The organism is Xenococcus sp. PCC 7305, from assembly GCF_000332055.1.
Lineage (GTDB): Bacteria > Cyanobacteriota > Cyanobacteriia > Cyanobacteriales > Xenococcaceae > Xenococcus.
In genome coordinates this window covers 17,910-32,506 of sequence record NZ_ALVZ01000157.1, presented here as the reverse complement: position 1 = coordinate 32,506, position 14,597 = coordinate 17,910, and the positions used below count along the sequence as shown (strand labels likewise).

Sequence of the window (14,597 nt, the reverse complement as noted above, 5' to 3'; positions counted from 1 at the left end):
AGAGAGCTTTAATTGAAACAGTCAATGACCAACTCAAAAATATTTCTCAAATAGAGCATTCAAGACACAGGAGTATCTGGAATTTTCTGGTGAATCTTCTGGCTGGATTAGTAGCTTACTCTTATTTCCCGCAGAAACCTTCTCTTGATCTAGAGCCCAAAGCTTTATCGGCTCTCCCTCCTACTGTTTTTTAACCCTGATTCAGCAGCTAGAAGATAGAGCCTAATCCATTTTAAATCTCATGACGCACAAAGCGCCAAGCTTTGCTGAGCGCAATTTATTTTTTAGCGATCGCGTATGGTCTTGGTTTCATCTTGTCGAACTCAGGTTAAAGAAGAACGTTTGCGAGAAGCAGATCAGAAAACTTTTGATATTATGCTTTATATCGCTGGGAGAAAAGAACAAGATTATTTAACAGTTGAAGATCTAGAAAAATTTGATTGTCAGGCATTTAAAGAAATTGACAAGCTATGGCTAGATTATCCCAAACCTGGAACGAGACATTTTGGTTTCAGTGTACAAAAAGAAATCTGGCAAAAGAATGGAAGCCCAGATGAGAAATCGTCAGTTGACATATGGAGAGAATTCTATATTGATATAGGATGGAAAGAAAAAGAATCAGGAACAAAATCAAATGAGGGTTATCTGCCCTACCAAGATATTGGCGCATTTACAGGCAGGTTCACAGAAGATTTCAACAAGGGGGCTCTCCCTGAGTGGTTTTGGCAAGAAAACACCTCAATAGTCTTTGGACATAATCTTTTCTCCCGCTGCGAAGAATTATAATCTCTAATAAAGAATTCCGGCCATTTTTTTTAACAACAATATTACTCGACTCACCAAGTTACACCTTTCATCTCAATAGGAAATAATTTTCTTTCAGATAAGCGATCCTCATCCAATGCTTTAATTAAAAACTGACCTGTTTCCTGCTGTTCTTCAACATCTTCATCATCAATCCAGGATTGAATCAGACTAACTGCTTCAGCTTGCTTTTGCTTATCCAAAATAGAACTTGTCAAAAGTTGTAATGTCACAGCTTCAATCGAAATACCCTGTTGATTTGCTTCCTGCGAGAGATATTGCTCTAATTCTGGTGGTAAGTTAATGGTTAAGGTCATAGATAAAGTATCAAGTTCGAGTAATCAATTAAAAAAGAATCCATCTATCCTTTTATTCTGCTATTCTGACACATCAAGTAAAGCTGATTCAGTTAATTCTTGCAATTGTTGATCTTGTTCATATATTTCTGTATACAAATCGGCAGATTCTTCTAAATTAAATTGAGATTGAGTCATGGTTAGTAGCTTACTTTTCTATATATCTTATATTGCTGAACCTTAAAATAAATCAGCGATCGCATAATCTAAATTACTTTTTGTGCCGATTTTAGGGTTATTTATCTAATCAAAAAATCAAACAAAGAGTTATTTTAAACCTTGTGTAATCTATCCAAGCTACAATAAAGGAAATCTCTAGCTCGAAAAAGATGAAAACCCACAGCTTTACTATAGTTATTTACAAAGAAGAGGATATGTATATAGCTGAATGTCCAGAAGTTGGGACAGTAGCTCAAGGATAAACAATCGAACAAGCTATTTCAGGTTTACAAGAAGCGACAAAACTATATCTTGAAGAATTTCCCTTATCAGGAAGTTCTCCTCGGTATATAACTACCATGAATGTTAGCTATGACTAAACTGCCAAGAATTTCTAGTAAAAAAGCAATCAAGGCATTAGAGCGTTTAGGTTTTCAAAAAATTCGTCAAACTGGAAGTCATGTAGTGATGAAGAATTAGTCGATCTCACTGATTGGATGAAACATGGCAGTCAAATTTAGCAAATTACGTAATTTTTGTTAACAATCTCAGGTTAATAAGTAAACATTTCTTGTAGTAAAAATAGTACTTGTTTAATCTCTTTTGTTGATAAATCTCCTAGTTTTCTAATCAAGCGTTGCTTATCAATAGTTCTCAATTGATCAAGCATTACCTGTCCTTTTTTTTGATTGAATTCCACTTCAATTCTGCTTTTATAGCTACGAATTTTAGTGGTCATAGGTGCAATAATCACAGTTCGAATATATTTATTTATTTCATTGGGAGAAACTATCACACAAGGACGGATTTTTTGTATTTCTGAGCCAATTGTTGGGTCTAAATTAATTAGGTAAACCTCTCCTCTTTTTACCATTCCCAATCCTCATCTTCTACTGTGAGAATAGCGTCATCTATTAGTAATTCATCATCTCCATTTGCCGCCATTTCCTGAAAAGATTCTTCCCATCCTGCCCTAACTTTAGTAGGAGTCAAAACTAAACTGCCATTGATGACTTCCATCTCTATAGAGTTATTCAGTCCGCATTGTTCGACAATCGCTTTGGGAATTCGGATTCCTTGGGAGTTACCTATTTTAATGATTTTAGTTTTCATCGCATAAACTTGTTTTGTAATTACATAGTAATTACTGTGAGTTTAGCATCAAAACTAACTTTATTTTGGCAATCGTATTTTTGTGAGATTAAATTTCTCTGGTAATAGCGATCGCGTGCTAGTAATAATCTGATCGACCTGCTGAACCTTAAAATAAGTAGTGAAATCTATCTAAACAATATATAATGAGTGACTCCAATTTTTTTCAATTTGAAGCAGAATTTATTGACTCCATGCACTGTATCCCGATGATTGTGCGGATGAAACTAGATACTTGTGGCGTTAAACTAAAACTCACACATTGGGGAAAATTCGAATTATCAGAACGCCAAACTCTGATCGAAATGCCCTGTCAGACCACTGAAGAAGCTATTAAATATAAAGAGTTCCTGCAAAATCTGATTCTTCAGAAAACGGGAGATACTGCCAAAGAATTGGCGATCGCACCCAACCCTCCCTGGCTAGACGAGCAAGCTATACCCGAAACTCTCCAAAGCAAAGCGACAGAATTCCAGGTTGAATTTCTGCTCACTCAATGGCAAGATTTAACACCTTTACAGAGATTTGCGCTGATAAAACTTAGTAGCCCCAGCCACGAAAGCAAGAACTTTTTACCTGCTCTCAAAGAATTTAAAATAACGACATAAAACTACGTAAAACTATTCGTAAATTTGGTAAGAGAAATTTACAATTTGTCGTGGGGATAATGTTAGGATCGCCAGAAGCAAAGAAACAGAGAGAAAATAAGGGAAATAAGCTGAATGCAAGAATTTGATAAGTCGATATCTTTTGATGGTAGGGATATTAGGCTCAAAGTTGGTCTGTTCGCACCACAAGCAGGCGGTTCCGTTTTAATCCAATCGGGAGACACAGCAGTATTAGTTAATGCGACAAGATCAAAAGGAAGAGAAGGAATCGATTTTCTTCCTTTATTAGTCGATTATGAAGAGAAATTATATGCAGTAGGTCGGATTCCTGGGGGTTTTTTAAGAAGAGAAGGGAGACCTCCTGAAAGAGCAACTTTAACCTGTAGATTAATTGATCGTCCGTTGCGCCCTTTATTTCCCCAGTGGATGAGAGATGATATCCAAGTGGTTGCAACTACCTTGACAATGGATGAAGACGTTCCACCCGATGTGTTGGCGGTCACTGGTGCTTCTGTCGCCGTATTGCTGGCGCAAATTCCTTTTTATGGCCCGATGGCTGCGGTACGAGTCGGATTAGTCGGAGATGACTTTATCCTCAACCCTAGTTTTAAAGAAATTGAACAGGGCGAGTTGGACTTAGTGGTTGCGGGAACCCCTGATGGCGTAATCATGGTAGAAGCAGGAGCTAATCAATTACCAGAGCAGGATATTATTGAAGCGATCGATTTTGGCTATGAAGCAGTTCAAGAGCTGATCAATGCTCAATTGGAATTGATTAAAGATCTCGGAATTGAGATTGCTGTGGCTGAGCCTCCAGTCGCTGATGAGAATCTAGTTAATTTTATTAGCGATCGCGCGACTGAAGACATTAAAAAAATTCTGACCCATTTTGACTTTGACAAAAAAGCTCGGGATACAGCTCTCGATGAGATCAAAGCTAGTAAAATCCAGGATGTAATTGCCGAATTACCAGAAGAAGATCCCCTCAAAGTTGCAACCACCGAAAACCCCAAGGCGATCGCAACTCAATTCAAAGCCCTAACCAAAAAACTCATGCGATCGCAAATCTTGGAAGATGGCGTGCGAGTTGACGGTCGTAAACTAGACCAAGTCCGTCCCATTTCTGCCAAAGTAGGCGTCTTACCTCGCAGGGTTCATGGTTGTGGTTTATTTAACCGCGGATTAACTCAGGTTCTTTCCCTAGCGACCTTGGGAACATCGGGAGATGCTCAGGATTTGGGCGATGATCTCAATCCAATTTCGGAGAAACGTTATCTTCACCATTACAATTTCCCGCCCTTTTCCGTTGGGGAAACTAGACCCATGCGTTCTCCTGGTCGTCGAGAAATCGGTCATGGAGCTTTAGCAGAGCGTTCTTTATTACCTGTATTGCCTAACCAGGAAGATTTTCCCTACGTATTGCGGGTTGTATCAGAAGTTTTATCTTCTAATGGTTCGACTTCGATGGGTTCGGTTTGTGGTTCTACCTTGGCACTTATGGATGCAGGGGTTCCCATTACCAAGCCGGTAAGTGGTGCAGCCATGGGTTTAATTAAAGAAGGGGACGAAGTTCGCATCCTCACAGATATTCAAGGCATTGAAGATTTCTTGGGGGATATGGACTTTAAGGTCGCCGGAACAGATACTGGCATTACCGCTCTGCAAATGGATATGAAAATCACTGGTTTGCCCATGGAGACAATTGCCAAAGCGATTGAGCAAGCAAAGCCTGCTAGACTTCACATTTTGGAGGAAATGCTGAAAGCGATTACCGAGCCGAGAGAGGAACTTTCTCCTTTTGCCCCCAGATTATTGACCATGAAGATCGATCCCGACCAGATTGGTATGGTTATTGGGCCTTCTGGTAAAACCATTAAGGCGATCGTGGAGCAAACCGATTCTAAAATTGATATTGAAGATGACGGTACTGTAATCATCGCGGCAGTAGAAGCTCACAAAGCAGAAAAAGCCAAGAAAATTATCTATAACATGACTCGCAAACTCAATGAGGGCGATGTTTATGTTGGTAAGGTCACCAGAATCATTGATATTGGGGCTTTTGTCGAAGTCTTGCCAGGCAAAGAGGGAATGATTCATATTTCCCAATTAGCCGAAGGTAGAGTAGGCAAAGTTGAAGATGAAGTTGCCGTTGGTGATGAAATTGTGGTGAAGGTTAGAGGCTTCGACAATAAAGGTCGTCTTAATCTAACTCGCTTGGGCATTCACCCCGACGAAGCCGCAGCCGCTAGAGCAGCAAGCTAATATTCAGTTATCAGTTATCAGTTATCAGTCATAAAGTTTCTTAGATTCATGAGGTACACTCTCTGTTCCCTATTCCCTATTCCCTATTCCCTATTCCCTATTCCCTATTCCCTATTCCCCATTCCAGCAGAGCTGTCTGTATCTCACTAATTTAAGAAGGGCTATATCAGTCATCATTTATCAGCAAAAAGTCGGAATTTTCTGCTGCATTTAGAAAAAATAACTACCATAGACAGAAGTAGTAGTTATTTTTTCGCGATCGCGAAAGTATAGTCATGATCATAGTCATGAAAGTTGGTTCTCCAGAATTAGAAATTACTCGAATCTGTGATGAACTAGAAACTTGGGGTTTGACGCCAGAAAAAATTGTTGGCAAACATAAAGTAGTAATTGGTTTAGTTGGAGATACCGCTGTTCTCGATCCTTTGCAATTACAGGAAGTAAGTCCTTGGATAGAGAATGTATTGCGAGTGGAAAAACCTTTTAAGCGGGCAAGTCTTGAATATCGCCATGGTGATCCTAGTGAGGTCGTTGTGCCAACTCCCAATGGAGATGTCATATTTGGGCAAAATCATCCTGTAGTTGTAGTAGCTGGCCCCTGTTCTGTCGAAAATGAAGCCATGATAGTTGCCACGGCCAAGCGGGTGCGGGATGCTGGAGCAAAGTTTTTGCGTGGGGGAGCTTATAAACCTCGAACTTCTCCCTATTCATTCCAGGGTCATGGTGAAAGTGCTTTGGAATTACTGGCAGCAGCCAGAGAAGCTAGTGGGTTGGGCATTATCACTGAGGTCATGGACACAGCCGATGTTGAGAAAATTTCTGCGGTTGCGGATGTAGTGCAAGTCGGGGCGAGAAATATGCAAAATTTCGCTCTCCTCAAAAAAGTTGGGGCTCAGGACAAGCCAGTACTCTTGAAAAGAGGCATGTCGGCCACAATTGATGAATGGTTGATGGCAGCAGAATATGTTTTAGCCGCAGGCAATCCCAATGTGATTCTTTGTGAGCGCGGGATTCGTACTTTTGATCGCAAATATACTCGCAATGTTTTAGATCTGGGCACTGTCCCTGTTTTAAGAGGTCTCACCCATTTGCCCATTATGCTCGATCCTAGTCATGGTACGGGTAAAGTTGATTATGTTCCTGACATGGCCAAAGCGGCGATCGCGGTTGGTGCAGATTCTTTGATGATTGAAGTTCATCCTAATCCGGCAAAAGCCCTTTCTGATGGGGCCCAGTCTTTGCATCCCGATCGCTTTGATGAAGTGATGCAAGAGTTGTCTGTAATTGGTAATGCTGTTGGTCGTTGGAGTGAAACTCCCGTTGCGATCGCATAGTGTTCCACGAATTAACTTAATGTAAGAGGTAAGAGTCAATTCTCTTATCTTTCTTATTTACAAAATTAGAAGTAAAAAATCAAAAGAAAATGGTGGAGGAGGCAATATTCCAAGAACCTCCTCAAATATCTTGATCTGCAAAACTATCGGAATTTATAACATTTCCCTCACTCTACAAGATGCAAGAACACCAATTACCGCCATGACCCACGAAGAGCATTTCCTCGCGAGCTACTTGTTACTCACTAAAAATTTTCGTTTTTTATGCGTTTTGACAAAAATCGTTACATTTCTTGACGTTTTGCTCCCGAATCATGACTTTAAAGTACGCGTAAGACATTAGGAATTGAAGAGACAGCATCGAGATTTTCGATTTCTGCTAAAGCCTGACGGAAATAACCCTCTTTTACATCATGGGTTACCACCACAATTTCGGCTAATCCCTCTTTAAACCCAATTTGCACTACAGACTCTAAACTAACCTGGTGATTGCCAAAACAAGTTCCTAGATATCCAATCACCCCAGAGACGTCTTTACATAAAAATCTGACATAAAAACGAGTGTCAATTTCTGTTATGGGAACAAGATCGGCATAATGCTGATGAGAGCAGCTCAAAAGAGGATCTAACTTCTGCTCTTTGCCACTGCTAATGAGAACCCCAGCAACATTGACAATATCTGAAACCACGGCACTAGCTGTTGCGCCTTTTCCAGCCCCAGGGCCAAAAAACATCACTTGTCCCAAAGGTTCTCCTTCTACCAAAATAGCGTTGTAGACATCATTCACGCTCGCTAGGGGATGGTCTCGGGGCACTAAGGTGGGATGGACCCTTACTTCTAGGGCTTTTGTTGCAGTGCTTTTAGCGACTCCTAATAACTTGATCACAAAGCCTAATTGTTCTGCATAACTAATGTCAGTGGCTGTTATCTGACGAATTCCCTCACAGAAAATATCTTGTCGCTTAATGCGATCGCCAAATGCGATCGCGGCAAGAATACCAATTTTATCCGCAGCATCTCCACCATCGACATCGGCAGTGGGATCGGCTTCGGCATAACCGAGCTCTTGAGCATCTTTCAGCACATCAGCAAAATTCGCACCTTCTGCGGCCATGCGAGTCAAAATGTAATTGGTTGTGCCGTTGATAATTCCTAAAACACTAGTAATCCGGTTCACCCCTAACGACTGCTTAAGGGGTTTAATCACAGGAATACCGCCACCAACAGAGGCTTCTAACATGACATAAACCCCAGCCTGGTTCGCTGCTGTATAGATTTCATCGCCGTAGAGCGCGATTACAGCTTTATTGGCCGTCACCACATGTTTGCCCTGGTTAATGGCTTGAAGAATCAGAGTCCGTGCGGGCTCCAGTCCACCCAAAAGCTCCACCACAACATCAATCTCTGGATCATTAACGATTGCGTTTAAATCTGTGGTTAATACGCCTGATGGCAACTTGACCTCACGAGGTTTATCCAGCGATCGCACACCTACCTTGGTAATCACAATTTCTTTTAAGAGAGGGTGTCTACCTACATTATGTAAGATAATTTCTGCTGTACCTGTGCCGACTGTACCAAATCCTAATAACCCAATATTAACAACCACAATTCCCTCTACAACTTAGAACTCCCATTAGCTACTAAAGATACACTAACTCAGGAACGAGCAACAAGCAGTCAGAACCCACGTTATGCGGAGAAGAGCAAGCAACGAGGAAAGAGGAATGAAAACTATGGTGAATTTTTGAATTTAAAAGTATATTTGAGTTCAATTTAATTTTTAACTCATATGCGAAAAATAACAATTTTGTTGAGTGGAATGTTCATGGGTTTGATTCCTATGAACACTGTGGCACATACTAATGACTATCCTGTTAGTAGTAGAGCAATTTTCCTTTCAGGATGTTTGTTGGAAAACAAAGAACTCGATTTTAATAACGATCAAGAAGTCTATAGCAATATGCGCATTTGTACTTGTCTTTTGGATCAATTTCAAATTGCCTATTCCAATACAGAGTTTATGGAACTATTTGCAGGGGCAACAGAAAATAAAGAGCCTCAGACACAAGAGCTAGAAGAGTTCACCAAGAAACATGTCATAGCCTGTTTATAGAATTTATCTATTTTTATTTTCACTTTTTCCTTTTAGTTCTCGCATTAACGCAATACCTTGAGAAGTCCCCAGTCGAGTTGCTCCCGCTTCTATCAGAGCAAATGCTTGTTCTACTGTGCGAATTCCGCCTGATGCTTTAATGCCAATTTGACCTTTGGTAATTTGGTATAGCAGTTTAATATCTTCTACTGTTGCCCCGCCAAACCAACCTGTACTGGTTTTGAGATAAGCAACACCCGCATCTAAACAAACTTCTGCCGCGAGTCTTTTTTCCTCGTTGGTCAAAACTGTGGTTTCTAAAATCGCTTTGACAGTTTTGCCCGTAGATTCGACAATCTGGGCAATTTCTTGGTAAATTTTGTCTGATTGTCCTGATTTGACCCAACCAAGATTAATTACTACATCCAATTCCGTTGCGCCATTGTCTACTGCTTCTTGTGCTTCGTAAAGTTTGACCGCAGAAGTATTGGCCCCTGTGGGAAAACCAATCACAGTACAAACTTCGATTCTATGGTTATGCAAAAGGTCAGCTGCTTGCCTGACGGTGGAAGGATAAATACAAACGGCAGGAAAGCTATATTGAATTGCTTCGTTACAACATTGTTTTACTTCTTCAGCTGTCGCGATCGGTTTCAGTAAGGAATGGTCGATATAGTTACTCAAATCAAAGTCTATTTCTTTTCTTGGCATTTGATTAGAATGTAAATTAGTGTTTTTTCTGTTTTGATGAATTTATATAATAGACTCAATTATCTAGGTCATTCCTAGATTTTTATCTACTTTACCGAGCTGACGTTTTTCAAAGATTCGGTCGGTAATATATTACTGGAACCATTACTCTTTGCCATAGACTCAATTTGAATTCTCTGCTCAGGAATGTCGATCGCGATTCCCGCATTATTAATTCCCTTTTGGATCAGCTCAATAACTTCCTCATGGACTTGCCAATATTCTTTGGTTTTAGTATGTCCAAAAAACATAATGCTAATCGCATCACCATCGAGTTCCCAAATCAAAGCACGAGGAGCAGGTTCACTTAACACTTGGGGATGGGATTGAATTGCCTCTAAAATTACTTGCTTTGCTTGGGAAAGATTTTGCTCTAGGTCAACAACGATCGTGCCGCTAAAACCTCTAGACTCGGTATAGGTCAAATTAATAATATTACTGTTCCAAATACTATCATTAGGCACACTAATCACCTCGCCGCTCATCCCTTTAATTTTGGTACTGGCAATGGAAATCGAATCGACATAGCCCCATAAATCATCAACTTTAATTTCATCTCCTTCATCAAAAGGTTTGTAGAACATAATCATCAAACCACTAGCAAGATTACCCAAATTATTTTGTAAAGCAAAAGCCAAGACAAAACTGACTCCCCCAAAGACTGCTAGCAAAGGCCCCAGGCTAATTCCTAAGGCAGTAAGGGCAAATAGAAACCCAATCACTAAGGTGCCTTGGCGCACAATGCCAACTAAGAAGCCGCGTAATAGTTCTGAAATATTAGGGATCATTTGTAGTGATCTTTTAGTTACATTAGCTGCGGCAAACGAACCAACTACGGAAAAGATAGCGATTCCCGCAAACTTTCCTACATTTACGGCCCAACGAATGCCTCCCGTGTCTGATTTCAACCAGCCCAATGCGGTGATCCATAGAGCTTCGCGATCGCTCACATCAACTTCGATCAACCCTACTGCAACCAAATATTGCCGATAGGCTTCTACCTCACCACCTTTTTTCTCCAATTCGTTAATAATTACTTCAAAGCGATCGCCTACCTCTGTCTGCTCATCTCTCGCTTCGGTCAAATTAAGCAGTAATTGGGTTTTAATTTCGGCTTTATCTTCAATCGCCGCTTCTAAATTTTCGGTAGTTTGTTCAATTTTTTGTTGAGCCTGCTCTATTTCCTGGGTATCATCAATGTTTTCGGTTTCAATTGTCGTAATTTCATCCGCATTTTCGGCAATAGTTTCTTCGCCAATTTCCTGTTCTGGCTCCACTACAGCGTTTGTCGATTCCGATTCTGCTATTTCTTCTGCGGCATCCTCTTGGGCTTCGGTTAAGGCTTCAGTGATGTCCTCATTTTCTTGAGTTTTTGCTTCTTCGACGATAGCTTCTTCGAGCGATCCTTGAGCCTCTTCTAGTTTTTTCTGAGCTTTCTCAAGATCTTGTTCTAGCTCTTCTTGAGTTTGTTCGGAGGCTTGGTTTGTCCCACTGTCTTGAGCTGTTTCTTCAACTTCAGTGAGAGCTTTTTCCGCCTGTTCTAGATCGGTAATGGCCTCTTTGGTTTGCGCCAATTCTTCATTTTTACGGTTAACGGCAATTTCGGCGTCACTGACTTCTTTAACTTGAATCTTGAGTAGATCTAACCAGGCATTGGCTTCAATATCTAGTTCGTCTTGAGTTAGAGGTTTAACGGTCAATTCTAATTCTTGCACGGGAATCGACGGTTCTGCGATCGTAATCGCTTGATATTCAGACTTGTCCAATTGTCCTCTAACTGGTGTTGACAACCAGGAAAAACTAGCGATAATAGCTCCACTAATTAGAATACTTCTTTTCATGAGACAATGTTAACTTGATGAATTTATTTCCTAATCTTCTAATAAAATCCATCACTGGGCAAAATTACGGTAATGCCACACAAGTCTATTGGTCGATCCCGGGAGCGTAAAAGTTAGTCAATTAGTTTTTCTTCAAAGATTCAGTTGGCAGTGTTTTACTGAAATCATGGCTTTTTTCCCCATTTTTTTCCAAGTTCTTATCCAGAGACTCAATTTGAATTCTCTGCTCAGGAATGTCGATCGCAATCTCCGCATTATTAATTCCCTTTTGGATCAGCTCAATAACTTCTTCATGGACTTGCCAATATTCTTTGGTTTTAATATGGCCAAAAAACATAATACTAATCGCATCACCATCGAGCTCCCAAATTAAAGTGCGGGGAGCAGGTTCGCTTAACACTTGGGGATGGGATTGAATTGCCTCTAAAATTACTTGCTTTGCTTGGGAAAGATTTTGCTCTAGATCAACAACGATCGTGCCGCTAAAACCTCTAGACTCTGTATAGGTCAAATTAATAATATTACTGTTCCAAATACTGTCATTAGGCACACTAATGACCTCGCCGCTCATACCTTTAATTTTTGTACTGGCAATGGAAATCGAATCGACATAGCCCCATAAATCATCAACTTTAATCTCATCTCCTTCATCAAAGGGTTTGTAGAACATAATCATCAAGCCACTAGCAAGATTACCCAAATTATTTTGTAAAGCAAAAGCCAAGACAAAACTGACTCCCCCAAAGACTGCTAGCAAGGGCCCGAGGCTAATTCCTAAGGCAGTAAGAGCAAACAAAATCCCGATCACTAAGGTGCCTTGGCGCACAATGCCAACTAAGAAGCCGCGCAATAGTTCTGACATATTAGGAATGATCTGTAGTGATCTTCTCGTTACATTAGCTGCGGCAAAAGAACCTGCTACAGAAAAGACGGCAATCCCGACAAACTTACTAATATTAATTGCCCAAAGCAGACCTCCTGTTTCTGATTTTAGCCAGCCCAATAAAGTTATCCATAATGCCTGGCGATCGCTTACATCCAACTTAATCAAACCCACAGCGGCTAAATATTTTTGATAGGCTTCTACCTCACCGCCTTTTTTCTCTAATTCGTTAATAATTACTTCAAAGCGATTACCAAGAGCTGCTTGCTTGTCTCTGGCTTCGGTTAAATTCAGTAACAATTGGGTTTTAATATCAGCTTTATCTTCAATTGCCGCTTCTAATTTTTCGGTGGTTTGCTCAATTTGCTGTTGAGCTTGCTCTATTTCTTGAGTATCGTCAATGGTTGCCGTTTCTAGTTCTGTCAGTTCTTCTGCGGTCTCGGCGACAGTTTCCTCTAAAAGCTCTTTTTCTTCCTGAGTTGTGGGTAATTCTGATTGACCTTCGGTTGCCGCTGCTTCTGCTTGCTCCTCTTTTGCTGCATCCTCCTGTGCTTCGGTTAAAGCTTCTGCTAGCTCTTCATTTTCTAGAGTTTTTGCTTCTTCTTCAATAGCTTCTTCGATCGATTCTTGAGCTTCTTCGAGTTTATCCTGGGCTTTATCTAGATCTTCTTCCAGCTCTTGCCTTGTTTCTTCGGTGATTGGGTTTGTGGCATTTTCCTCGGTTGTTTCTTCGACTTCGATCAGAGCTTCTTCTGCTTCTTTTAGATCTTTGACTGCTTCTTTTGTTTCATCCAATTCTTCATTTTTGCGATTGACTGCAATTTCGGCATCACTAACCTCTTTAACTTGCACCTTGAGCAAGTCTAACCAAGCATTGGCCTCAATCTCTAGTTCATCTTGGGTTAGCGGTTTGACCATCAATTCCAATTCTCTCTCAGGAATCGACGGATCTGCGATCGTAATTGCTGGGGAGTTCGCTTCAGCTGATTGTGCTCTAACTGGTGTTGGTAACCAGGAAAAACTAACAATTACAATTCCACTAATTAAGATACTTCTTTTCATGAGATGGTGTTAACTTGATGATTCTATTAATTTTCTAGTAAAATCCTGATTTTTTGATCTAACCTTAACTTTTAGTAATAACTTGTGGTTATTTCTATACATTTAGAGGTTTTTTGTAAATATGAGTAGGGTAGCAGGGAGGAAGAAGAAAGTCGCAATAATATAAATAATAGCTAAATATTTGCGATCGCTTGCTATCTTAGCTAAGTTTTTGGCACTCCAAATTGGGGTATTTCTCAGAAAGGGAATGCCATAAATAGTGATGGTCCCCAGAAGATTATAAAGCAGATGCACCATGGCAATTTCTAGGGCGGCAACTTGATTTGTAACCACAGCAGTTGCGGCGAGTAAAGCAGTAATACAAGTGCCAATATTTGCCCCTAAAGTGAAAGGATAGATTTCTTCTAGAGTTAGTAATCCATTACCTGCTAAAGGAACAATCAGGCTGGTAGTAGTCGAAGATGACTGGACTAACATTGTGACTAAAGTACCAGACAACATACCGCTAATAGCTCCTTTCCCCAGAGCAAGATGCAACATGTTTTTCGCTTTATCTATCATTAAAATTTTGAGCAGTTTCCCCAGATAAAAAATTGCCAAAAAGATTAAGCCAATGCCAACAAGAACCAGAGCGATTCCATCTAAAGGACTGGGTAGAATATGAGTTGAATTTTCAATCAATATTATTAATGGTTGGGTAGTAGCTTGAATTGGATTAAAATTTTCGATATTGATCAATTCTCGACCCACCAAAAAATCAGCTAAGAATAACCCAAATTTTTCTAAAAAATGAGTGGCAAGTTCTAAAGGAAGAAAAATAATGACGCTGATGAGATTAAAGAAGTCATGAATAGTTGCTGCGGCAAATGCTTTTTGGAACTCGTCGGTGTTTTTGACATGGCCTAGACTCACTATGGTGTTAGTGATAGTTGTGCCGATATTGGAGCCCATCACCATGGGAATCGCGATCGCGACGGGCAATCCTCCCGCAACTAATCCCACAATGATAGAGGTTACGGTACTAGAAGATTGGATCAAGGCTGTACATAATGTACCAACAAGTAAACCGGCAAAGGGATTTCTGGCAAATTCGAATAGTTCTTGAGCTTGTTTCCCTGCTGAGGTGGCGAATCCTGTGCTAATTAAACCTGTGGCAGCAATCAAAAGATAGATTAATATGATTACCCCAAGCCAACTTAGAGTAGTATAAATTTTACTCCTTGACTCTAAAATTTCTGGAGAATTCTCTGGAGTTTCTATCATAAATTATTGATTGATGTCGAATGATGG

The 14,597-nt window shown here is 40.3% G+C and carries 14 protein-coding genes and 2 pseudogenes; 8 read left to right on the top strand and 8 right to left on the bottom strand.

From position 1 onward, the window contains the following. Positions 1-194, top strand: a 194-nt coding sequence (locus XEN7305_RS10035) for a transposase (RefSeq protein WP_006508662.1), incomplete at its 5' end; no start/stop codon positions are given. Positions 195-297: 103 nt separating this feature from the next. Next, the gene (locus XEN7305_RS10030; RefSeq protein WP_006509296.1) at positions 298-786 is read left to right on the top strand and encodes a GUN4 domain-containing protein; all 489 of its coding nucleotides are present in this window, start codon (positions 298-300) and stop codon (positions 784-786) included. Positions 787-836: 50 nt separating this feature from the next. Here XEN7305_RS10030 and XEN7305_RS10025 read toward each other — a convergent pair whose 3' ends face one another. After that, entirely contained in the window at positions 837-1,121 is a 285-nt protein-coding gene (locus tag XEN7305_RS10025; RefSeq protein WP_006509295.1) for a hypothetical protein, read from the bottom strand. Positions 1,122-1,489: 368 nt separating this feature from the next. On the opposite strand from XEN7305_RS10025, the pseudogene XEN7305_RS30310 reads away from it, so the two are divergent. Together XEN7305_RS30310 and XEN7305_RS27550 are read left to right on the top strand one after the other, a co-directional pair. Then, a pseudogene (locus XEN7305_RS30310) lies at positions 1,490-1,699 on the top strand (type II toxin-antitoxin system HicB family antitoxin). Further along, positions 1,692-1,793 (top strand): annotated as a pseudogene (locus tag XEN7305_RS27550) (type II toxin-antitoxin system HicA family toxin); the annotation flags it as partial. The pseudogenes XEN7305_RS30310 and XEN7305_RS27550, both read left to right, overlap by 8 nt. Positions 1,794-1,872: 79 nt before the next feature. On the opposite strand, the gene XEN7305_RS10020 reads toward XEN7305_RS27550, so the two are convergent. Both XEN7305_RS10020 and XEN7305_RS10015 read right to left on the bottom strand, forming a co-directional pair. Further along, positions 1,873-2,193 (bottom strand): type II toxin-antitoxin system PemK/MazF family toxin, encoded by a 321-nt coding sequence (locus XEN7305_RS10020; protein ID WP_006509292.1) that lies wholly within the window; start codon positions 2,191-2,193, stop codon positions 1,873-1,875. Next, entirely contained in the window at positions 2,187-2,432 is a 246-nt protein-coding gene (locus XEN7305_RS10015) for an AbrB/MazE/SpoVT family DNA-binding domain-containing protein (RefSeq protein WP_006509291.1), read from the bottom strand. Before XEN7305_RS10015 ends, XEN7305_RS10020 begins: the two co-directional genes overlap by 7 nt. A gap of 185 nt (positions 2,433-2,617) precedes the next feature. On the opposite strand from XEN7305_RS10015, the gene XEN7305_RS10010 reads away from it, so the two are divergent. From XEN7305_RS10010 to aroF, 3 genes are all read left to right on the top strand, one after another. Continuing rightward, the gene (locus XEN7305_RS10010) at positions 2,618-3,079 is read left to right on the top strand and encodes a nitrate reductase associated protein (protein ID WP_006509290.1); all 462 of its coding nucleotides are present in this window, start codon (positions 2,618-2,620) and stop codon (positions 3,077-3,079) included. A 114-nt stretch (positions 3,080-3,193) separates the two neighbouring features. Next, complete coding sequence (locus XEN7305_RS10005; RefSeq protein WP_006509289.1) at positions 3,194-5,341, top strand: polyribonucleotide nucleotidyltransferase; 2,148 nt, start codon at positions 3,194-3,196, stop codon at positions 5,339-5,341. 275 nt (positions 5,342-5,616) lie between these two features. Continuing rightward, on the top strand, positions 5,617-6,675 hold the full coding sequence (gene aroF, locus XEN7305_RS10000) for a 3-deoxy-7-phosphoheptulonate synthase (protein WP_040897353.1): 1,059 nt from the start codon (positions 5,617-5,619) through the stop codon (positions 6,673-6,675). A gap of 320 nt (positions 6,676-6,995) precedes the next feature. On the opposite strand, the gene XEN7305_RS09995 is transcribed toward aroF, so the two are convergent. Next, positions 6,996-8,285 (bottom strand): homoserine dehydrogenase, encoded by a 1,290-nt coding sequence (locus XEN7305_RS09995; protein WP_006509287.1) that lies wholly within the window; start codon positions 8,283-8,285, stop codon positions 6,996-6,998. Positions 8,286-8,468: 183 nt separating this feature from the next. Between XEN7305_RS09995 and XEN7305_RS09990 the strand changes: the two genes are divergently transcribed. Continuing rightward, complete coding sequence (locus tag XEN7305_RS09990) at positions 8,469-8,792, top strand: hypothetical protein (RefSeq protein ID WP_006509286.1); 324 nt, start codon at positions 8,469-8,471, stop codon at positions 8,790-8,792. Positions 8,793-8,795: 3 nt separating this feature from the next. Here the strand turns inward: XEN7305_RS09990 and deoC are convergent, their stop codons facing one another. The 4 genes from deoC to XEN7305_RS09970 all read right to left on the bottom strand — a co-directional run bounded on the left by deoC (position 8,796) and on the right by XEN7305_RS09970 (position 14,570). Beyond that, a complete protein-coding gene (deoC, locus tag XEN7305_RS09985) occupies positions 8,796-9,482 on the bottom strand; it encodes a deoxyribose-phosphate aldolase (protein WP_006509285.1) in 687 nt (228 codons plus the stop codon). An 86-nt stretch (positions 9,483-9,568) separates the two neighbouring features. Then, positions 9,569-11,362 carry a mechanosensitive ion channel domain-containing protein gene (locus tag XEN7305_RS09980; RefSeq protein ID WP_006509284.1) on the bottom strand — a complete coding sequence of 598 codons (1,794 nt, stop codon included), beginning with the start codon at positions 11,360-11,362 and terminating at the stop codon, positions 9,569-9,571. 121 nt (positions 11,363-11,483) lie between these two features. Further along, on the bottom strand, positions 11,484-13,307 hold the full coding sequence (locus tag XEN7305_RS09975; RefSeq protein WP_006509283.1) for a mechanosensitive ion channel domain-containing protein: 1,824 nt from the start codon (positions 13,305-13,307) through the stop codon (positions 11,484-11,486). A gap of 102 nt (positions 13,308-13,409) precedes the next feature. Continuing rightward, entirely contained in the window at positions 13,410-14,570 is a 1,161-nt protein-coding gene (locus tag XEN7305_RS09970) for a Na/Pi symporter (protein ID WP_006509282.1), read from the bottom strand. Positions 14,571-14,597 lie beyond the last annotated feature (27 nt).